The organism is Flavobacterium sp. S87F.05.LMB.W.Kidney.N, from assembly GCF_004366435.1.
In the GTDB taxonomy this organism is placed as follows: domain Bacteria; phylum Bacteroidota; class Bacteroidia; order Flavobacteriales; family Flavobacteriaceae; genus Flavobacterium.
Genome location: NZ_SODX01000002.1, coordinates 40,938 through 60,928, shown reverse-complemented (window position 1 = coordinate 60,928; position 19,991 = coordinate 40,938). Strand labels below are relative to the sequence as shown.

The 19,991-nt window shown below is 33.2% G+C and carries 20 protein-coding genes; 16 read left to right on the top strand and 4 right to left on the bottom strand.

Features of this window, described 5'->3' with window-relative positions:
• Nucleotides 1-87: 87 nt before the first annotated feature.
• From EDB96_RS06100 to meaB, 5 genes are all read left to right on the top strand, one after another.
• Complete coding sequence (locus EDB96_RS06100) at nucleotides 88-654, top strand: Crp/Fnr family transcriptional regulator (protein ID WP_057116913.1); 567 nt, start codon at nucleotides 88-90, stop codon at nucleotides 652-654.
• A 61-nt stretch (nucleotides 655-715) separates the two neighbouring features.
• Complete coding sequence (locus tag EDB96_RS06095) at nucleotides 716-1,180, top strand: hypothetical protein (RefSeq protein WP_134139731.1); 465 nt, start codon at nucleotides 716-718, stop codon at nucleotides 1,178-1,180.
• Between the two features lie 155 nt (nucleotides 1,181-1,335).
• The gene (locus EDB96_RS06090) at nucleotides 1,336-1,743 is read left to right on the top strand and encodes an RrF2 family transcriptional regulator (protein ID WP_134139730.1); all 408 of its coding nucleotides are present in this window, start codon (nucleotides 1,336-1,338) and stop codon (nucleotides 1,741-1,743) included.
• 58 nt (nucleotides 1,744-1,801) lie between these two features.
• The gene (locus tag EDB96_RS06085) at nucleotides 1,802-2,443 is read left to right on the top strand and encodes an NAD(P)-dependent oxidoreductase (RefSeq protein WP_134139729.1); all 642 of its coding nucleotides are present in this window, start codon (nucleotides 1,802-1,804) and stop codon (nucleotides 2,441-2,443) included.
• A gap of 303 nt (nucleotides 2,444-2,746) precedes the next feature.
• Complete coding sequence (gene meaB / locus EDB96_RS06080; RefSeq protein WP_134139728.1) at nucleotides 2,747-3,844, top strand: methylmalonyl Co-A mutase-associated GTPase MeaB; 1,098 nt, start codon at nucleotides 2,747-2,749, stop codon at nucleotides 3,842-3,844.
• Nucleotides 3,845-3,981: 137 nt separating this feature from the next.
• Here meaB and EDB96_RS06075 read toward each other — a convergent pair whose 3' ends face one another.
• The 3 genes from EDB96_RS06075 to EDB96_RS06065 form a co-directional block, all read right to left on the bottom strand.
• Nucleotides 3,982-5,913 carry an LTA synthase family protein gene (locus tag EDB96_RS06075; RefSeq protein WP_134139726.1) on the bottom strand — a complete coding sequence of 644 codons (1,932 nt, stop codon included), beginning with the start codon at nucleotides 5,911-5,913 and terminating at the stop codon, nucleotides 3,982-3,984.
• A gap of 55 nt (nucleotides 5,914-5,968) precedes the next feature.
• Entirely contained in the window at nucleotides 5,969-6,196 is a 228-nt protein-coding gene (locus EDB96_RS06070; RefSeq protein ID WP_057116919.1) for a hypothetical protein, read from the bottom strand.
• A gap of 61 nt (nucleotides 6,197-6,257) precedes the next feature.
• Nucleotides 6,258-7,643, bottom strand: coding sequence for an MATE family efflux transporter (locus EDB96_RS06065; protein ID WP_134139725.1), 1,386 nt, complete (start codon nucleotides 7,641-7,643; stop codon nucleotides 6,258-6,260).
• Between the two features lie 190 nt (nucleotides 7,644-7,833).
• Here EDB96_RS06065 and EDB96_RS06060 point away from each other — a divergent pair, with 190 nt between their 5' ends.
• Entirely contained in the window at nucleotides 7,834-8,355 is a 522-nt protein-coding gene (locus EDB96_RS06060) for a hypothetical protein (RefSeq protein ID WP_134139724.1), read from the top strand.
• Nucleotides 8,356-8,535: 180 nt separating this feature from the next.
• Here the strand turns inward: EDB96_RS06060 and EDB96_RS06055 are convergent, their stop codons facing one another.
• The gene (locus EDB96_RS06055) at nucleotides 8,536-9,414 is read right to left on the bottom strand and encodes a PPK2 family polyphosphate kinase (RefSeq protein ID WP_134139723.1); all 879 of its coding nucleotides are present in this window, start codon (nucleotides 9,412-9,414) and stop codon (nucleotides 8,536-8,538) included.
• A 206-nt stretch (nucleotides 9,415-9,620) separates the two neighbouring features.
• Here EDB96_RS06055 and EDB96_RS06050 point away from each other — a divergent pair, with 206 nt between their 5' ends.
• From EDB96_RS06050 to EDB96_RS06005, 10 genes are all read left to right on the top strand, one after another.
• On the top strand, nucleotides 9,621-10,457 hold the full coding sequence (locus EDB96_RS06050) for a DUF6929 family protein (RefSeq protein ID WP_134139722.1): 837 nt from the start codon (nucleotides 9,621-9,623) through the stop codon (nucleotides 10,455-10,457).
• 75 nt (nucleotides 10,458-10,532) lie between these two features.
• Nucleotides 10,533-12,689, top strand: a complete 2,157-nt coding sequence (locus tag EDB96_RS06045; RefSeq protein ID WP_134139720.1) for a prolyl oligopeptidase family serine peptidase — start codon at nucleotides 10,533-10,535, stop codon at nucleotides 12,687-12,689.
• A 33-nt stretch (nucleotides 12,690-12,722) separates the two neighbouring features.
• A complete protein-coding gene (locus EDB96_RS06040) occupies nucleotides 12,723-13,193 on the top strand; it encodes a hypothetical protein (protein ID WP_134139719.1) in 471 nt (156 codons plus the stop codon).
• A 153-nt stretch (nucleotides 13,194-13,346) separates the two neighbouring features.
• Nucleotides 13,347-14,003, top strand: a complete 657-nt coding sequence (locus EDB96_RS06035; RefSeq protein WP_134139718.1) for a hypothetical protein — start codon at nucleotides 13,347-13,349, stop codon at nucleotides 14,001-14,003.
• 210 nt (nucleotides 14,004-14,213) lie between these two features.
• Complete coding sequence (locus EDB96_RS06030; RefSeq protein ID WP_134139716.1) at nucleotides 14,214-14,714, top strand: RNA polymerase sigma factor; 501 nt, start codon at nucleotides 14,214-14,216, stop codon at nucleotides 14,712-14,714.
• Between the two features lie 2 nt (nucleotides 14,715-14,716).
• Nucleotides 14,717-15,685: a hypothetical protein gene (locus EDB96_RS06025; protein WP_134139715.1), complete on the top strand. Its 969-nt coding sequence runs from the start codon at nucleotides 14,717-14,719 to the stop codon at nucleotides 15,683-15,685.
• Nucleotides 15,686-15,755: 70 nt separating this feature from the next.
• On the top strand, nucleotides 15,756-17,912 hold the full coding sequence (locus EDB96_RS06020) for a vWA domain-containing protein (RefSeq protein WP_134139714.1): 2,157 nt from the start codon (nucleotides 15,756-15,758) through the stop codon (nucleotides 17,910-17,912).
• A 54-nt stretch (nucleotides 17,913-17,966) separates the two neighbouring features.
• Nucleotides 17,967-18,554, top strand: coding sequence for a phospholipid scramblase-related protein (locus tag EDB96_RS06015; protein ID WP_134139713.1), 588 nt, complete (start codon nucleotides 17,967-17,969; stop codon nucleotides 18,552-18,554).
• 114 nt (nucleotides 18,555-18,668) lie between these two features.
• Complete coding sequence (locus tag EDB96_RS06010; RefSeq protein ID WP_113679788.1) at nucleotides 18,669-19,385, top strand: 3-ketoacyl-ACP reductase; 717 nt, start codon at nucleotides 18,669-18,671, stop codon at nucleotides 19,383-19,385.
• 94 nt (nucleotides 19,386-19,479) lie between these two features.
• Nucleotides 19,480-19,989 carry a hypothetical protein gene (locus EDB96_RS06005; RefSeq protein WP_134139711.1) on the top strand — a complete coding sequence of 170 codons (510 nt, stop codon included), beginning with the start codon at nucleotides 19,480-19,482 and terminating at the stop codon, nucleotides 19,987-19,989.
• Nucleotides 19,990-19,991: the final 2 nt, after the last annotated feature.

Below are 19,991 nucleotides of genomic sequence, written 5' to 3'. Positions count from 1 at the left end.
AAAAATAGGAATTTATAAATTGCGATGCTGAACAAATTATAGCACTTCTTTAAGTTTTTTGTTACTTTTAATATTTAAAAAAAAGTAATGCAGCAAATACGAGACAATTTGGAACGAATGGTAAAACTTTCTGATGAAGACTGGAATATCTTTTCGTCAAAACTTATCCGTCAGGAATTTTCAAAGAAAACGGCAATTCTTCATACTGGCCACGTTGAAAGTTACCTTTCCTTTATAGAAAAAGGAATCGTTAGGTACTACATTCCTTCAGAAAATAAAGATCTCACTTTTACTTTTGTATTTGATGGCGAATTTACAAGTGGTTACGACTCCTTTATTACCCGATTACCCGTAAATTATACTATTGAAACTCTTGCAGATACTATATTATGGCGTATCTCTTATAATGATCTTCAGTATATTTATGCCAAAACCGAAATCGGTAATACTATCGGCCGTTTGGCAAGCGAAGTATTATTTCTTAAAAAATCAAAAAGAGAATTGTCGTTACTAAATGATTCTGCAGAACAGCGATACCTTAATTTATTTACAGAGCAACCTCAATTAATTCAAAAAATACCTCAAAAATACCTTGCTTCTTATATCGGTATTACTCCACAAGCTTTAAGCCGAATTAGAAAGCGGATTTCTTAACCCAGGTTCATTGTTTTAGGTTTCTTTACTGTGCAACTTTGTATAATAAAAACAAAAAGATATGGAAACCTTAATTGTATTATTTGGTGCTTTTACTGCAACTCTACTTATTATCTGGCTTACAACCAAACGACTTGAACTATCATTCTCAGGAAGGGTTGCCATGGCAATTATGCTAGTATTTACAGCTATAGGTCATTTTGCCTTTACGAAAGGAATGGCAATGATGATTTCTTTTTTACCTTGGGCAAACGTCATTGTACTGGCTACAGGAATTATAGAATTAGTCGCTGCAATTGGACTCCTATTGCCAAGTACCAAAGTGCTTACCGGAAATTTGCTTATTTTATTTTTTATACTGCTACTTCCGGCTAACATTTATGCGGCTAGTAATAATATCAATTTACAAACTGCAGACCATACAGGCAAAGGCCTTTCCTATTTATGGCTTAGAATACCAATGCAACTTCTTTTTATACTTTGGGTATATTTTTCTTCTATTAGGAATAATCAAAAATCAAAATAGTCAATCAGGAAAATGCGCATCATTCAATTTAATGATGTGCATTTTTTTTAGTTTTAACTGGGTAAGTGACTTTTAACTACCAAAAATTAATTTTTAGTTAAAACTTTTTTTATTTCAAAAAAGCCACTTACATTTGTAATATATTTTATTACAGTATGATTTCAGGTAAATTTGCCATAACGATTCACATTCTTACTTTGCTCCATAAATTCCCAAATGATTTTTTGTCATCTGAGTTTATTGCGGGAAGTATTAATTTAAATCCTGTTTTGGTTCGAAAAGAAATTGCCAACCTAAAAGCTCATCATGTTGTAGAAAGTAAAGAAGGAAAAAATGGCGGAACAAAATTGGCAGTTAATGCTGCTGAACTGACTTTAAAACAAATATTCGAAATGACCTTTGAGACTATTGGTTTAGGTTTTGCTAAAAATCAGCCGAATCCTGATTGTCCTGTTGGAAAAAACATCAATCAGCATTTGGAAGCTTTGTACAGCGAAATGAATCAAAAAGTCAGCAAACAGCTGGAAGGTATTTCATTGGAAGATTTTTCGAATCAATTTTAAAAACTATTTTTTTAACCAAAACTGTAACATTTTTTATTACTAAATAAATTTATATATTATGAAAATCGCACTTATCGGAGCAACAGGATTTGTTGGCTCAGCAATCTTAAACGAATTAGCAGATAGAAAACATGAAATTACTGCAATTGCAAGAACTCCAAAAGATACTGCAAACGCAACTTGGGTTGCTGCAGATATTTTTAATGTAGATGCATTGGCAGAAATTTTAAAAGGCCACGATACAATTATTAACGCATATAATCCAGGTTGGACAAACCCAAACATCTATGATGACTTTTTAGCAGGTTCTAAAGCTATTCAGGAAGCAGTTAAAAAATCAGGAGTTAAACGTTTCATTACTATTGGCGGAGGCGGAAGTTTGTTTGTCGCTCCAGGTTTACAAGCAGTTGATACTCCAGATTTTCCAAAAGAATTTTATGCAGGAGCTACGGCTGCAAGAGATTATTTAAATGTAATTAAGGAAGAAAAAGATTTAGACTGGGCATTCTTCAGTCCTGCTTTTGAAATGCATGGCGGAATTACAACAGGAAGAACAGGAAAATATCGTTTAGGATTAGAAAATCCAGTATTTAACGACGAGCAAAGAAGTATTTTATCTGTAGAAGATTTAGCAGTTGTTATTGCTGATGAAGCAGAAAATCCAAAACATCATCAAGTTAGATTTACAGCTGGTTACTAATTTTTTTTTAGCCACGAATTACACGAATTTTCACGAATTGTTTGTTCCTATTTATAGAAGCTAATTTACTCATGTCATCCTTATCGAAGGCGAAGGACGCACAAGTAACTCACAATTAATATTTTCAATCTTTGTCGAGCTGGTTTAGAGTCCTTCGACTTCGCTCAGGATGACAAAAAAAGCGTTAAAAATTAGAGGAAATTCGAGTAATTCGTGGCAAACCTAACAACACAGTTTCAAAGGAACAATTGTCTTTTGAAACTGTTTTTGTTTTCTGTACTTTTACAATATTAAAAAAGTATTTTGTCAAGTTTTAAAAAACAGTCGAGCAGCATTACTGAAAAAGCTGGAATTTCACCTCCTGAAATCACCAATGTTTCGGCTATCAATCAAATTAAAAATAAACGCAGACAACAACCCTCTTCTCAAGAATTAATTAGTGGTATTTTAGAAGGAAACAGAACATCTTTAAGTCGTGCCATTACTTTAATTGAAAGCACCAATCCAGATCATTTTGAAAAAGCAAGTGCAATTGTTCAAGGCTGTTTACAACATGCGAATAAATCTATTCGTATTGGAATTACTGGCGTTCCTGGAGTTGGAAAAAGTACTTTTATTGAAGCTTTCGGAAAACAACTTACTGCATTAGGCAAAAAAGTCGCAGTTCTTGCTGTTGATCCCAGCAGTTCGCTTTCGCACGGAAGTATTTTAGGCGACAAAACCCGAATGGAAGAATTGGTTAAAGATGAAAATGCTTTTATCAGACCAAGTGCTTCTGGTGAAACTTTGGGCGGTGTAGCCCGCAAAACCCGTGAAACAATTATTCTTTGCGAAGCTGCAGGTTTTGATACTATTATTATTGAAACCGTAGGTGTTGGCCAAAGTGAAACTGCTGTTCACAGTATGGTCGATTTCTTTTTACTTTTAAAAATTTCAGGTGCAGGCGATGAACTCCAAGGCATCAAACGAGGTATTATGGAAATGGCTGATGCGATTGTAATCAACAAAGCAGACGGTGATAATATAAAAAAAGCAAATCAGGCAAAATTAGAGTTTAATCGTGCTTTACATTTGTTTCCACCAAAAAAATCAAATTGGCAGCCAAAAGTAACCACTTGCAGTTCACTGACAAAAGATGGCATTCCTGAAGTTTGGAATACTATTTCTGAATATTTTGAATTAACTAAAGAAAGCGGATTTTTCGACGAAAAAAGAAATGACCAAAATCATTTCTGGATGATGGAAACCATCAACGAACAATTAAAACAAAACTTCTATAATCAGCCAGAAATTATTTCACTTTTAGAAGAAAGCAAAAAAGCAGTGCAAAAAAATGAAATTTCACCTTTTGCAGCTGCTTCTGATTTATTGAAATTATATTTTTCTAAAGATTCTAAGTGACTAAGATACTAAGTTGCTAAGATTTTAATTTAGGAAATTGTCTAGTTTTGTCACATTGAGCAAAGTTGGAATGCTCTGCAGTTCTCTGATCAAACTGACAGTATATAAAAAACTTAGAACCTTAGTATCTTAGAATCTTAGCGCCTTAATTTATACTTACTCTCCTTATATAAATTCCCCGCTGTAATAACATGTGCCAAAGCATCTTTTGCCAATTCCTCGTTTAGTTTTACAGGGATTAAAGTTGTATCATTTTTGATTTCAAACTGCAAAGGTTTTAGATTTGGTTGCATGATTACAACCTGATTTTCTACTCTAAATGCGTTGATGTCATTAAACTGCATAATAGATCTTCCTTGAACTTTAGGATCTAATTTGCTTAAATTTCTTCCTACCATTGGTGTTTCAAACGGAAGCCCTAAGTAACTTAACAATGTAGGCGGAATATCAATTTGGCTTGCTAATCTATCATAAATCGCTCCTTTTGGAACTCCAGGCCCCATAATAAATGCGGGAATATGAAATTTATTTATTGGCACTAAATTCTTTCCATAAGTTCTTGTATTATGGTCAGCAATTACGATGAAAATGGTATTTTTAAAATAATCTTCTTTTTTAGCCATTTCGAAGAATTTTCCAATAGAAAAATCAGCATATTTCATGGCGTTGTTTACCGTGGCCGCTTTTTTATCGTAAGGTTTAATTCTTCCTGCTGGATATTCAAATGGTTCGTGATTTGAAGTCGAGAACATTAAAGAGAAAAACGGTTTGTCTCCTTTTGATTTAAAATACTGATTGGCTTTGGTTACCAAATCTTCATCAGAATAGCCCCAAGTTCCTTTAAAAGCATATTTGTTTCCATCAGATTCAAAATCTTCTTGATCTACAATATCTTGAAAACCATTTCCGTTGAAAAACGAAGCCATATTGTCAAAATTTGCCATTCCTCCATAAATGAAACTCGTATCGTAACCTTTTTGTTTTAAAGCCTCGGCAAGTGTAAAAAAGCCTTGCTGTGAGTTTCCAAGTTTTACAACACTTTCAGAAGGCGAAGGTAAAAACCCTGTTACAACGGCTTCTATTCCGCGAACACTTCTAGTTCCTGTGCAGTATAAATTGGTGAATAATGTTCCTTCTTTAGATAATTTGTCAAATTCTGGTGTCAAAGGTTTTCCGCCTAAGATTCCAACATATTCTGCGCCTAAACTTTCCTGCAGGAAAATCACCAAATTATAAGGTTTTTTCAAAACAGAATCTGGCTGCTGTACATGCAAAAATGGAATTTCAGCATCGTTAAAATCATTTGGACCGGCAACCATGTATTTTTTTACACGTGCAATCGCTTCGGCTTCATCCATTTTACCATACATCTTTGTGTTTCCTTCATTTTTAATAGAATATGCTGCAAAAGCAACGGTATAAAATGAATTTAAACCTAACGTATTAGTTAGTTGATCTGTCGAGAAAACAGCATTACTAGCATTAATCGGACGCTTTGAAGTTAAACTTGAACGTGCTCCAAAAAACAATAAAAAAGCTAGTAATGGAAAAACCATTAATTTGAATTTATACTCTGTACTTGTGGTGTGAAAATATTTTTTCCCTTTTTTGAAGGCAAAATAAATCACAACTCCTAAAATCAGGAAAGTAACGATTATAGAAGTCAGATAACTTTTTAAAAGCATTCCGACAACTTCTTTTGGGTAAATTAAATAATCTAAGAAGATCTTATTTGGGCGCGTATCGTACTGCTTGACAAAATCTGGAGAAGCTAACTCCACAAATAGAATCAGAAACAGAAATAAGAAACTATAGATTACCAAAAACGTATTGGTAAATTTCAGCCATTTATTTGGCAGAAAAGTAATTAAAACAGCAGGCAGAAAAGACAAATAACAAAGTAAAATCAAATCCATTCGTAAACCGATTGGAAAAATGTACCAGAAATTTGGTGTTTGCTCTACTCTTTCTTTAAAAAGAAAAAATAAAAAGATTCGGCTTAAAGTAGTAATCAATAATCCGATTGCTATAAAATTAAATATAGGCTTTAAAAAACTTAATTTTTTCATTAGATAATTTAGATATTTAGCTAAAGTGTTTTGTACGAAGTAAGGGTGTACTTCCCTACTCTTCGTAACGGTTTACTTCACGATCGTAAAAATCATTTGCTTTTTCGATCAAGCTTTCCATTTCTGCATTCAATTCAGCTTCATCTAGATCTTCTGGTTCTTCTAAAAATTCTACCTCATCATCTTTTAAATTGATAATAAATCTTGGGTAATCAAGGTGAATGATAAAGATATCATCTGGAAAATCAGTATTATCTCCAAGTAAAAATTTAGGTAATTCCATATTTATTTTGTTTTATTAATTGTTTATTTATTTTGCTGTCACTGTTTATGGGCAGTCAAATTTAATTATTTGAAACTGAATTATTATTTAATTTTCTAGTTAAGTAATGAAAGCGAATATACAGAAAAAGCGCTGCAGCTGTTAAACCAGCCAAAAGTCCTATCCAAACTCCCTGCGCTTTTAAGTCGGTATGCTCTCCTAAATAATAAGAAATTGGAAAACCAATAACCCAATATGCAACAAACGTAATATACATTGGGATTTTTACATCCTGCAATCCGCGTAAAGCGCCCAAAACCACAACCTGAATTCCGTCAGAAATTTGAAAAACAGCTGCAATTAAAAGCAATTTTGAAGCAATGCTTATTACTTCTTCATTGTCCAAAATCTGCCCTGTGTTTTCCATATTTAAAAAGATATAGGGCAAGTAATTATGAAAAATGATAAAGAATATAGCAAAAACAGTTTCTAAGATAATGGCAAGCAGGAAAATAGATCTCGCTACAACGATAAGTTTTTTATAATCCATTAAACCTCTTTGGTTGCTCACTCGAATCATCGAAGTAACACTTAATCCCATTGCAAACATAAAAGTCATTGATGCAAGACTCAAAGCAATTTGATTGGCCGCCTGACTCGTTTTTCCGATATTACCGCAAAGCCAGATAGAAGCCGTAAACAAAACCACTTCGAAAAGCATCTGCATAGCTGAAGGAAATCCTATACTTATAATTTTTTTAATTGTTGATTTCTTGATTTCGTCGAAACTAAAGTTTTTGAAGAATCGTTTCAAATCATTTCTTCTTGAAAGCATGATATGCATAAACATAACTAGAAAGATCCTTGAAATTACGGTACCAAGTGCTGCGCCGATAATTCCCATTTTTGGAAAAATCCAAATTCCGTAAATCAAAACATAATTAATTCCTACGTGAAGAACGTTTGCCATTACCATTGCATACATCGAATATTTAGTCATCGACATTCCGTCTGCAAACTGTTTATATCCTTGATACATTATTAGTGGAATCAACGAAAAAGCTACCCAGCCTAGATATGGTTTTGCGAGCACAATTACATCTGCAGGCTGTTCCAATAATTCCATAATTGGTTTTGCAAACATAATGACACCAAAAAGAACTAATCCTAAAATAGTACAGAGGAATAAACCGTGGTGAAATGCAGAACGAATTTTGTTGTCATTTTTCTCTGCATCTCCCTCTGCAACAATTGGTGTAATTGCTGTTGAAAATCCAATTCCAAGAGACATCGCGATGAAAATCATACTGTTACCTAGAGAAACCGCGGCAAGTTCTGTACTTCCTAATTTACCCACCATAATATTATCGACTATACCAATTAAAGTATGGCCAACCATTCCCAGAATAATAGGGTATGCTAGTCTCAAATTATACGAAAACTCTCTGGTGTACTGCTTTAAATTCACTTGTAATCAATTTTAGTCGGCAAAGATAATCAGAAGCTTCGAATTCTATCCTATTAATAAAAATATAAGCCTTTATTAAGGGTAAAATAAGCATACCATAATATTATATAACGATTTTTAAAAATTATATAACAAGCTCAAAAGTGCTCTATTTTACTTTTACATCATTAATAATTCAAAATTATAAGCCATGAAAAAATTACAGATTATTTGCCTAGCTGCTTTTGCTTTTTTATTCTCTAACACAACTTTCGCTCAAGAAACAGAAGCAACAAATTACGATCAAGGATTTAGATTAGGATTTGGAGTAAATGGAGGACTTCCAACAGATAACGATTACGACTGGGCTCTTGGTGGAGACGTTCGTTTACAATATGACCTTTCTAAAAAAACATCATTAACCTTAACAACAGGATTTACTAATTTATTTAACGGCAAAAAAGATGCCGCTGGAAATGACATAAAAGATCTAGGATTTATTCCGGCTAAAGCAGGTTTTAAAGCCTTTGTTTTAAAAGATCAATTTTATGTACTAGGAGAACTTGGTGCTGGTTTTGCAGTAACAAATGGTTACAACAACACTACTTTTTTATGGTCGCCAGGAATTGGTTACGCTAATAAATATATCGACTTAAGTGTTCGTTACGAAGATTATCATGATTTTAGAACCAATCAAGTAGCACTGCGTGTTGCTTATGGTTTTAAACTATAAGAAATAGGTTTAATTTATTATTTTGTTTTTGGTAAAAACCCGACAGCCTGCATAGTCTGTCGGGTTTTTTATTTTATAAAATTTATACATACAAAAATTAAACCCAACAGGTTTTAAAAACCTGTCGGGTTTGTACGTTAGAAAAATTATCTAATTGACACATTTCCAAATTATCTAATTTTAACTCTTCTCCAAAGTCTTTTTGTACGTATCAAAATTGTCTTTAATTTCTTTAGCTAATTCTGGAACCTGAATATCGGTATATTGTTTCATTTCTTCCCAAATTATTTTAGCTACAATATAACGCGCCATATCTTTATCATCTGCAGGAATTACATACCAAGGCGCATGTTCTTTCGATGTTTGATTGATGGCTTCTTCATAATATTGCTGATACTCATCCCAATGTTCGCGTTCTTTAAGGTCGCCTGGCGAAAATTTCCAATTATGCTTTCCTTCTTCCAAACGGCGCAGTAAACGATTCTTTTGTTCTTCTTTACTCAAGTGTAGAAAGAACTTCATAACGATAGTTCCGTTTTCTGCAATATGTTTTTCGAAATTATTGATTTGTTCAATTCTGTTTTTCCAAAATTTCGGTTTAATATCATCAACCGAATTAATTCCTGGTAAATTCTCTGCCAAAATAAATTCTGGATGCACTCTCGTTACCAATACATTTTCGTAATGCGTTCTGTTAAAAATTGCAAATTTCCCTTTTTCGGGCAGGGCAATATAATGTCGCCATAAATAATCGTGTTCCAATTCGGTTGAATTTGGTGTTTTAAAACTATGCACCACTACCCCGCGCGGATTAAATTCTTTAAAAACTTCCCGAATCAAACTGTCTTTTCCAGAAGTATCCATTCCCTGCAGACAGATTAAAACCGCATACTTATTGTGCGCATACATAACATCCTGCAAATCACTCAATTTTGCCTGAACTTTATCTAGCTTCTCTTCTTTTTCGTCATCATCCGCATCAACATTTAGTAATGTCGGAAGCTTCTTTAATTTTATTTCATCTGTAACTTTAAAATCTTTTGGGTCTATTGACTTCATATTTTCAAATTTTATATCATAAATATACTACTTTTACGAAGCATATTCCTGCTATTCATTGCAATACTTTTCAATAAATTGCTTTTTTCCAAAGCCATAACAAGAGCTTCCGTTGGTCGCTTTGTTCTGTCAGGAAAAAATGCAATTTCTTTTCAAAGTATTTTCATTGCTATCAGGGCTAGGCAGTTATTTACAAAACAACATTCATGGAAAAATTTACATTAGAAATATTATTTCAAATCATAGGCATCGGTTCGGCATCAGGTTTATTTTATAATAATGATGCACTTTATGTCATTGGCGACAACAGCGGATTCTTATACGAATACAATATGCAGAACCACCAATTAAACCAGCATGCGTTAATTGACAATCCGACACAAAATATTCCGAAAAACTTAAAACCCGATTTTGAATCGCTAACGCATCATAACGATACATTGTATGTCTTTGGTTCTGGTTCAACCGAAAACCGAAACAGAATGATCGAATTTGATTTGAAGTCCAAAACTGTTTTACAAAAAAACAATTTAGTTGATTTGTATGCCGTAATGCAGAATTTCGGTTCAATAAAACCAGAAGATTTCAATTTGGAAGGTGCTATTTTCGATGGCGAAAATTGGTATTTATTCAACCGAGGAAATGGAATTTCTAATAAAAACACCATTTTTACGATTCACGCGAAAAACCTTGGAGAAGAATTTGCCCTAATTTCTGTCAATTACAAACTTCCAAAAATAAAAGGTGTTCGTTCCAGCTTTACCGATGCCGTTTTGGTTGATGATAAAATCTATTTCCTTTCAACAGCAGAAGATACCAAATCAACTTATGATGACGGTGAAATCTTAGGAAGCTTCATTGGCAGAATCGACGTTAAAACGATGAAAATAGATTTCACTCAAAAAATAACCTCAACCAATAAATTTGAAGGTTTAACTTTCTATAAAAAAGAAAACAATAAAATCGAGTTTTTGCTTTGCGAGGATAATGACACGGATCTTTTGGAAACAAAAATATACAAATTGACAATTCCAGCTAAATAATGCAGCGATTTCCTGTTTATTGAGTCTTTGACTATACAACAAACCATCAGTAATAATTATAAACATAAAAAAATAATGATCAGAAAAACCGCTTTCGCTCTTTTAGTTTTTATTACCAGTCAAATATCACAGGCTCAATATCAATATCCTTCAACACCTGAACATCCTGTAGTAGATAATTATTACGGAACAAAAATCACAGATTCTTACCGTTGGCTGGAAGATATGAAAAAACCAGAAGTGCAAAAATGGTTTAAAGATCAAAGCGATTTTACCAATTCTGTCATAAAAAAAATCTCTGGCCGTGATGCTCTTTTCAATAGAATGAAGGAAATTAGTGCATTGGCAGGAGATGATTATACTTACGTAAAACAATTAGGAGACAATTATTATTACACCAAAAAGAAAAAAGGAGAAAGCATTGATAAATTATATATCCGTAAAGGTTTAAACGGAACCGAGGTTTTATTATTAGACCCGAATACTTATAAAAAAGATGCAACAATTACAAATTTCAATATTAGTCCAGACCAGAAAAAATTAGCGGTTACATTATCCCAAGATGGTGCTGAAGTTTGTGATCTCCGAATTATGGATATTGAATCTAAAACTTTTCTTCCAGACAATTTAAATCCAGTCTGGAGTGAATTTAGTTTTGAATTTACCCCTGACAGCAAAGCGATCACTTATACCAAAATGAGTACCAATGATAGTAAAAGTGATGATTTTCTAAAACACATGAAATCTTTACTTCACGTTATTGGCACTAATCCGGAGACCGATAAAATACTGGCATCAAAAGAAAACAATCCCAACTTGAATCTTCTTGCTGAGCAGTTTCCTGATGTTGCATTCTCAGACAATTATTCATACATAATTTTAGAAATCGGATCTACAAAAAGCGAAATATTAGCATTCTATGCTCCTTATTCAGAACTTAATAATCCTAAAATAAATTGGAAACCGCTTATTAAATACGAAGATGAGATCACAAGCTATCAAATAATTGGAGACCAATTTTTCTTTCTTTCGCATAAAAATGCGCCCAATTATAAAATAGGATTAACAGACATTAAAAATCCAAATATTGATAATGCTAAAATTATAATTCCAGAGAGCAATAAAGTATTACGAAGAATGCAGAAATCTAAAAACTTCATTTATTATACTTTAAGTGACGGAATTGTACAGGATAAATATCAAATTAATCCAAAAACATTCGAAACTAAAGTAATCGCTCTTCCAAAAGGTTCAAATGGAGGTTATGCTTTAAATTCTCGTGAAAACGACAATTTCTTGTTTTTTAACAATGGCTGGATCACGCCTTCTACGTCTTATTATTTTGATGGTTCAACTGATCGTTTAGAAAAGTCGAAACAATTTATTGCAAGCGGCAATTATCCTGACTTTTCAAAGCAATATAGTGTAAAAGAAGTTGAAACAGCAAGTCATGATGGCGTAATGGTTCCGTTATCTATTATTTATCCCAAAAACATTAAAATGGACGGCTCTACTCCTTGCTATATTAGTGGTTATGGCGCTTACGGATCAAGCAGAACACCCTATTATATTGGCGATGATTTGATGGCATTGCTTGAGCAAAATACTGTAATTGCTTTTGCACACGTTAGAGGCGGTGGAGAAAAAGGAGCAAATTGGCATAAAGGAGGTCAAAAAGCGACGAAACCTAATACTTGGAAAGATTTTATTGCTTGTTCTGAATATTTAATCAAAGAAAAATATACTTCGGCAGACAAACTTATTGGAAATGGGGCAAGTATGGGCGGTGTCTTAATTGGAAGAGCAATTACAGAACGTCCTGATCTTTTTAAAGCTGCTATTATTGAAGTTGGATGTACCAATACTTTGCGAATGGAAACAACTCCAAACGGTCCAAATCAAATTCCAGAAATTGGTTCTTTAAAAAATGAAGAAGATTTTAAAAATATCCTAGAAATGGATTCGCAAAGCAAAGTTAAAAAGGGAGAAAAATATCCTGCTGTTTTGGTTCATACTGGAATTAACGATGCACGAGTAGCTTCTTGGGAACCTGGAAAATTTGCTGCTGTTTTACAAAATTACAATAGTTCTGACAGACCAATATTATTACATGTAAATTACGCAAACGGACATTTTTCTAACGATTTGGATGTAACTTATAATGATAGTGCTGATATGTTTGCTTTTGCATTGTGGCAGGTTGGAAATTCAAAATTTCAGATGGCGAAGTAATAGAACATATAATTGAATTTGCTAGTTATATTTATGAAAAAAATAATTCTTTCATTAGTATTAGTTTTAATTCTTGTTACCGGTACTTATTTGTTTTATGATTTTAAGACCAAGAAAGCCCAGAAAGAATATTATAAAACTCTATTCATAAAGGATCTGGACCCAGAATCTTTTATTACTATTTGTAAAGACAGGTATAACAAAACTCCTATAAATAGCGTAACAATGACTGGAGAATTTCCTGAAAACTGGGTAAAACCAGATGATGTGCAATACTTAATTTCGATAATCCGTTCACAAGAAAAATGTTGTGGATATATGAATATATTCTCTTCATATCTTTCAACCGAAGATGCTGAGATTGGGGGTTTCGCAATAATATTTTTAAATTCTTATATTTCGAAAAAAAAGATAAATTTGGGTTTGAACTGTTATCCTAAAACTGACAGAGAATCAATTAAAAAAATAGAAATTTGGTATAAAAGTTCTGTACATGCAAATTAAATTCCTTGTGAATCTTTGCGGTAAAATTATTACACAGAGATTCACAAAGAATTACACAGAGAACACAAAGTATTTCGCTTAGCAGATTAAATGTAGAGACACACTGATGTACACGCCTCTACGATAAATATTTCATGAAATCAAAACTCACGAATGAAACAACTTTACAAAATCATCATCCTAATTCTTATCAGCCTTAAAAGCTATTCTCAAACACAAGAAGCTATAATTTATTTTAAAGACGGAGATTCAATTGAAGGTTTTGCTTCATTAAAATTCAATAAAATAAAATTTAAAGTTTCGCAGGATGACAAATCTGACAGCTGGGATGAAGAGTATGTAAAAAAAATTACTTTCCTTGATTTTGGAGCCACAAGAACTTTTGAATATGTAAAGCTGAATTCTTTAGACAAACCAAAATTGGTAGAAATTATTACTAAAGGTGAAGCGACTTTATATAAAAAAGTAGGCTCAGATTTTAGTCTTACAGACATGATTTATAATCCGTACGATGATCGACCTGATAATACCTTAAGCCCAACTTTAAAAACACAATTAGGTCCGCAAGCCCAACAACATTTATCAAATTCTAATGTAAGCGAACCTTCTACATTTTATTACATAAAAAAGCCAAAAGACAAATATCCAACTTGTTTAAACTGCGGTGTTATAAACGCGTGGAGAAAAAACACTTCCAAGTTTTTCGCTGATTGCGATTTTATTGTCAAAAAATTAAAAGGCGATAAATGGGTTTTTGAAGATATTAAAGAAATTGTAGAGTTTTATAATGATATTTGTTTGGGAGAATAAATATTTCACTCCATTAAAAATTACGGATTTACAGGACTTTAGACGCACTGCTGTGCATTTCTACGACAAACCTTTGTAACTTTGAATCTCTGTAACTTTGAACCTTTAAAAAAAAATCATCATCGTCCCAACCTTTTTATCTTTTTATCTCTCTATATAAGAAAGACAACAATTGTGATCAACGAGACTCAAATAGCAAACTGTAAAAAAATGCACCGCGATGCACAGCGTGAGGTGTACGAATACATGGCGCCCAAATTGTATCGCCTTTGCAAACGATACCTAAAAAAGGAAGAGGAAATTGAAGAAGCACTTGCCGATTCTTTCTTTACGATTTTTACCAAACTCGACCAATTAAAAGAAGCGTATGCTTTTGAAGCTTGGGCCAGAAGGATAACCGTAAACCATTGTTTGGCGGCAATTCGAAAAGCAACTAATTTCAACATGTATCTCGACGATGTAAAACTAATTTCTCAACATTCTGTTGATGAATTAAATACATTGGAAGAAGAAGATTTACTCAATTTATTAAACCATATTCCAGACGGCTGTAAAACTGTTTTTAACCTTTTTGCCATTGAAGGTTTCTCCCATAAAGAAATAGCCGAAATGCTGAAGATCTCCGAAGGCACTTCAAAATCACAATTGAACGCCGCTAAGACCAAATTGAAAGAACTGGTTAATAAACTGTATTATCAAAAAGCAAAATAGTCATGGACAATCAAGATAAAATATTCAATAAAATAAAAGAAGCTTCGCAAAATGCGGAATTCAAAGACTTTCCCGCAATGGAAAAAGTCTGGGCACGTGTTGAAGAAAAACTAGACAAAAAAGAAGATAAAAAAACAATTGCTTTATGGAAAAAAATCGCCATTGCAGCTTCTCTTCTTTTACTGATTTCTTTAGCTGTTCAATTTTTACATACAGATAAAAATGCCGTACAAGAAACTCCTAAAGTAGTTATTCAGGAAACTGAAAAAGTAGAATCGCAAGAACCTGCTTTAAATCAAAAAAATCCAGATCCTTCTTCTGATTCAGGAATTATTTCAAACGAAGAAGCCGATAAAATTCTAGAGAATCACACTAAAAAAAATAAAGAAAGAGTAGCTATTCAAGAAATAGTTGCACCAAATACAGAATTGCTACAAGCTGCACCAGCACCAAAAGTTTCAGCAAATGCTCTCGTAATTGCTGCGCCTGCAGCGGAAGAATCAATTGAAGAAGATAATAACATTATTTATAAAAAAGAGCTTTCTTCAGAATCGGATTATTTAAGAAGTCCGCAAAGAGAATCTGCGAAAGTTGCTTTTGCTGAAAAAAGTACTCAAAGAGCTAAAAAAAGTGCACCTCTTGTTATTTTTAACGGAAACGCAATGGCGCATAGCGACGAGGCTAAAAAAGATAAAATGATGCGAAGCGAACTGCCGAATCTAAATCCAGAAAATGTAGATTCGCTCGTTGTTCTAGATGAGCCATTGTACATTATCGATGGCATTTATTATTCTGAAAATGATTTATTTGGGAATAATCCAACGAGTCCTTACGCGCCTCTAGACAAACAAGACATTAAAACTATAACTATTTTACAAGACCTTGAAGCCACTTCAAAATACGGTGAAAAAGGTAAAAAAGGAGTTGTTATTATTACTACAAAAACAGGAAAACCAGCTCCGAAAAAGTAATTCCAAGCTTTGTCAAAGTCTGTAGCTTTGACAAAGCTAAATCCGAACATTAATCTTAAAAATTATTATCATGAAAAGTTTAAAACTTATTTCATCAGCCATTGCTATGCTTGTATGTTTCGTAACCATGGCACAACAAAGAACAATAACTGGAATCGTTTCAGATGAAACAAAACAACCACTTCCAGGTGTAACTATTTACAATCAGACATCAAAAGCAAATGCGGCAACCAATTTTGACGGGCAATACAGTATTCAGGCACAAAAAGGAGATCTCTTAGTTTTTAGTTTTATTGGATATGATACACAAAGACAAAAAATACAAGATTCTAATACAATTAATATACAAATGCGAGCTGCAAATCAAACTTTAAGTGAAGTTGTAGTTGTGGGTTATGGTACAAGTAATTCTGAATATGAAGACCGAAGTTATGCTCGTGCCGAAAGAAGAAAAGAAAAAAGAGATAAATCGGTAGCACCGCAAGGAAAAATGGCGATGCAAGTTGCGAGTAACGCCCTTTATATGCCAAGCCCAAATGTCGTTGTACGCGGTAATGCATCTGTTTCTCCAAAAAATGAACCAATGTACATAATTGACGGAGTTCCTGCAAAAGCCAATCAAATGGCAAAAATTAATCCGAATGATATTGACAATGTTTCGGTTTTAAAAGACCAAGCAGCAACTTCTCTATATGGAACTAAAGGTTCAAATGGCGTTGTGATAGTTTCGACTAAAAATGAACTTTATAAAAATCTTTCAGAAAAAGAATTAGACAAAAAATTAAACATAATGCCAATTCCTACTGAACCAACTCAGGAAGATTATGATGCTTTTGTGGAGAATTCTTTCGAAAGTCCAAAAACAGCACCGCTTTCTACTTTTTCTATTGATGTTGATAATGCTTCGTACACAAATATCAGACGTTTTTTAAACAACGGACAACAAGTCCCAAAAGATGCAGTTCGTGTAGAAGAAATGGTGAACTTTTTCAAATACACTTATCCACAGCCTAAAAATGAAAATCCGTTTTCTATTAACACAGAAGTAAGCGATTCGCCTTGGAACGCAAACAATAAAATCTTGAAAATTGGTTTACAGGGAAAAAATATTCCAACAAACGATTTGCCAGCTTCAAACCTTGTTTTCTTAATTGATGTTTCGGGTTCAATGAGCGATATGAATAAACTTCCGTTATTAAAACAATCTTTAAAAATTTTAGTAAACGAATTACGTGCAAAAGACAAAGTGGCAATCGTAGTGTACGCGGGCGCCGCTGGAATGGTTTTGCCTCCAACTTCAGGCGATGAGAAAAAAACAATAATCGATGCTTTGGATAAATTGCAGTCTGGCGGAAGTACTGCCGGCGGTGCAGGAATCGAACTGGCTTATAAAACAGCTACAGAAAATTTCATCAAAGGCGGAAACAATCGTGTAATCCTGGCAACTGACGGCGATTTTAACGTAGGAAGCACTTCTAACTCTGACATGGAAAAATTAATAGAAGACAAAAGAAAAACAGGCGTTTTCTTGACTTGCTTAGGTTATGGAATGGGGAATTATAAAGACAGCAAAATGGAAATCTTAGCCGATAAAGGAAATGGAAATTACGCTTACATCGATAATATTCAAGAAGCGAATCGTTTTTTAGGAAAAGAATTTAAAGGTTCGATGTTTGCTATCGCGAAAGACGTAAAAATTCAGATTGAATTCAATCCAAAACAAGTTCAGGCGTATCGTTTGATTGGATATGAAAACAGAAAACTTCGCGCGGAAGATTTTAAAAATGATGCCATTGATGCTGGAGAATTAGGAAGTAATCATACCGTAACGGCTTTATATGAAATTATTCCCGTTGGTGTAAAAAGCGATTATTTAAATGTACAGCCAGATGATTTGAAATACACTAAAACCGAAACAAATTCAAGCAATTACAGTAATGAATTGGCAACAATAAAATTCCGTTATAAAAAACCTGACGGTGACAAAAGTATCGAAATGGTTCAGGTTATTGAAAACAAATCGGCTGCCATGGAAAAAGCGAGTGATGATATGAAATTTAGTACTGCAGTTGCTTGGTTCGGATTAAAATTAAGAGATTCAAAATTGATTGCCGACAAGTCTTCTGAAGAGATTGTAAAATTAGCAAAGCAAGGAAATTCAAATGATGCCGAAGGTTACAAAGCTGAATTTATTCGTTTGGTTGAAACTTCTAAACAGTATAATTAATAAATATTGTATTACATTTGGGCTTTATTCAAAACTTTAATTTTTTATACTCGTATGAACCCAATTTTAAGCCAAAATCTATTTTTAGTAAAAGAACATGTTGGAATGTTTAAAGCCGCAAATAATTATGACATATACAATCCAGAAACGAATCAGATAATTATGAACTGCCGAGAAAATAATCTTGGTTTCTTCACAAAAGTACTTCGTTTTACAGATTACAAAAGAGCAACTCCATTTAATGTTGAAATTACAACTGCTTCTGGAGAAAAATTAATTACCGTAAGAAGAGGCGTTGCCATCTTTAGATCGACTGTTGAAGTGTTAGATGAAAAAGATCGTTTGGTTGGAACTTTCAAACAAAAATTCTTTTCTATCGGAGGAAAGTTTGACATCTTAGACAAAAACGAAAAACCTGTTGCAACACTTCAGGGAAAATGGACAGGATGGGATTTTAAATTCTCGCATGAAAACAAACAATTGGCGCAGGTAAGTAAAAAATGGGCTGGATTAGGAAAAGAGTTTTTCACAAGCGCCGACAATTATGTACTTCAAATTGAAGACACTGTAGCAGCCGAAAGTCCGTTGAGACAATTAATTTTAGGAGCTGTAATGTGTATCGATATGGTTTTGAAAGAATAACAAAAAGTTGTTAAACTTAGATTAAGAATATATTTTAAAGCATCATTTTAGTTTGCAAAAGCTTATTTTTGTATTACTTAAAATGATGCTTTCTGCATTTCTAAAAATACAATCATGACCGACTTAAAAAATAAAAATGCACTAATCACTGGTGCTGGAAAAGGAATTGGAAAAGCTGTAGCAATTGCTTTGGCTAAAGAAGGTGTAAACCTTATTTTAGTTTCTAGAACTAAAAGCGATATTGATCAATTGGCAGAAGAAACTGCAAAACTGGGTGTAAAAACTTTGGCTTTATCTGCAGACGTTTCGGATATTAACTCTATAAATACTGCTGTTGAAAAAGCAATTGCCGAATTTAAAAGTATTGACATCTTAATCAATAGTGCCGGAATTGCTTCTTTTGGAAAATTCTTGGAATTGGAGCCAGAAGCTTGGGAAAGAATTATCCAAGTAAATTTAATGGGAACGTATTACACCACACGCGCCGTTATCCCAAATATGATTGAAAGACAAACTGGAGACATTATTAATATTTCATCTACTGCAGGTTTAAACGGAAATGCTCTTACGAGTGCATACAGCGCTTCTAAATTTGCTGTTTTAGGTTTAACCGATTCTTTGATGCAGGAAATGAGAAAACACAACATTCGTGTTACAGCTTTAACGCCAAGTACTGTTGCTACTGACATGGCAAAAGATTTAAATCTGACTGACGGAAATCCAGAAAAAGTGATGCAGTCTGAAGATATGGCAGATTTAATTATTGCGCAGTTAAAATTAAACCGAAGAGTGTTTATTAAAAACAGCAGCATCTGGTCTACTAATCCTTAAAAAATTTAAACTTCAAATTCCAAATTTTTAAATTCCAAATTCCAAGTTTGACTAAATTGGGATTTTAAATATTGGAATTTCAAAAACTAAAATTATGGAACAATATTTAAGACAGTTGGTCGAAATAGAATTTCAGGATAAAAAAGAAATCTTCAGCGGATTTTTAATTGATTATTCTGATGAATGGATTTTACTTCGAAATAATCCTGTAGATTTTGTTTTGGACGGTTTTGTCATTTTGAGAAATAAAAACATCGAAGCTGTAAACCGCGATCATGATCTAGCGTTTACAGAGAAGGTAATTCGATTGAAAGGGTTAAAAATTAATTCTGAAGATATTATTCCGATTAAAGATTTGGCTTCAATCATGAAATTTATTTCTGAGAAATACGGCGTTTTTCAAATTGCAAAAAAATCATCAAAATCTGCTTATTTAGGAAAATTAATAGAATTAAACGACGAAGAATTAACCATTAATTTTTTAGACACACGCGGCCAGTTTGGAGGAGAATTAAGTTTTAATCCAGAAAAAATTCGTGTTATTGAGTTTGATACTGATTATATCAATTCTTTGAAATTGGTGGTTGACGAGAATCAAAAATAAAT

Bases quoted from the DNA above. Each gene is read 5' to 3' on its own strand.
- EDB96_RS06035 (WP_134139718.1), top strand. From the start codon at position 13,347: ATGAAACAACTTTACAAAATCATCATCCTAATTCTTATCAGCCTTAAA.
- EDB96_RS06060 (WP_134139724.1), top strand. From the start codon at position 7,834: ATGAAAAAATTACAGATTATTTGCCTAGCTGCTTTTGCTTTTTTATTC.
- EDB96_RS06090 (WP_134139730.1), top strand. From the start codon at position 1,336: ATGATTTCAGGTAAATTTGCCATAACGATTCACATTCTTACTTTGCTC.
- EDB96_RS06100 (WP_057116913.1), top strand. From the start codon at position 88: ATGCAGCAAATACGAGACAATTTGGAACGAATGGTAAAACTTTCTGAT.
- EDB96_RS06085 (WP_134139729.1), top strand. From the start codon at position 1,802: ATGAAAATCGCACTTATCGGAGCAACAGGATTTGTTGGCTCAGCAATC.
- EDB96_RS06020 (WP_134139714.1), top strand. From the start codon at position 15,756: ATGAAAAGTTTAAAACTTATTTCATCAGCCATTGCTATGCTTGTATGT.
- EDB96_RS06025 (WP_134139715.1), top strand. From the start codon at position 14,717: ATGGACAATCAAGATAAAATATTCAATAAAATAAAAGAAGCTTCGCAA.
- EDB96_RS06040 (WP_134139719.1), top strand. From the start codon at position 12,723: ATGAAAAAAATAATTCTTTCATTAGTATTAGTTTTAATTCTTGTTACC.
- EDB96_RS06050 (WP_134139722.1), top strand. From the start codon at position 9,621: ATGGAAAAATTTACATTAGAAATATTATTTCAAATCATAGGCATCGGT.
- EDB96_RS06010 (WP_113679788.1), top strand. From the start codon at position 18,669: ATGACCGACTTAAAAAATAAAAATGCACTAATCACTGGTGCTGGAAAA.
- EDB96_RS06075 (WP_134139726.1), bottom strand. From the start codon at position 5,913: ATGAAAAAATTAAGTTTTTTAAAGCCTATATTTAATTTTATAGCAATC.
- EDB96_RS06045 (WP_134139720.1), top strand. From the start codon at position 10,533: ATGATCAGAAAAACCGCTTTCGCTCTTTTAGTTTTTATTACCAGTCAA.
- EDB96_RS06070 (WP_057116919.1), bottom strand. From the start codon at position 6,196: ATGGAATTACCTAAATTTTTACTTGGAGATAATACTGATTTTCCAGAT.
- EDB96_RS06005 (WP_134139711.1), top strand. From the start codon at position 19,480: ATGGAACAATATTTAAGACAGTTGGTCGAAATAGAATTTCAGGATAAA.
- EDB96_RS06015 (WP_134139713.1), top strand. From the start codon at position 17,967: ATGAACCCAATTTTAAGCCAAAATCTATTTTTAGTAAAAGAACATGTT.
- EDB96_RS06030 (WP_134139716.1), top strand. From the start codon at position 14,214: ATGCACCGCGATGCACAGCGTGAGGTGTACGAATACATGGCGCCCAAA.
- EDB96_RS06095 (WP_134139731.1), top strand. From the start codon at position 716: ATGGAAACCTTAATTGTATTATTTGGTGCTTTTACTGCAACTCTACTT.
- EDB96_RS06055 (WP_134139723.1), bottom strand. From the start codon at position 9,414: ATGAAGTCAATAGACCCAAAAGATTTTAAAGTTACAGATGAAATAAAA.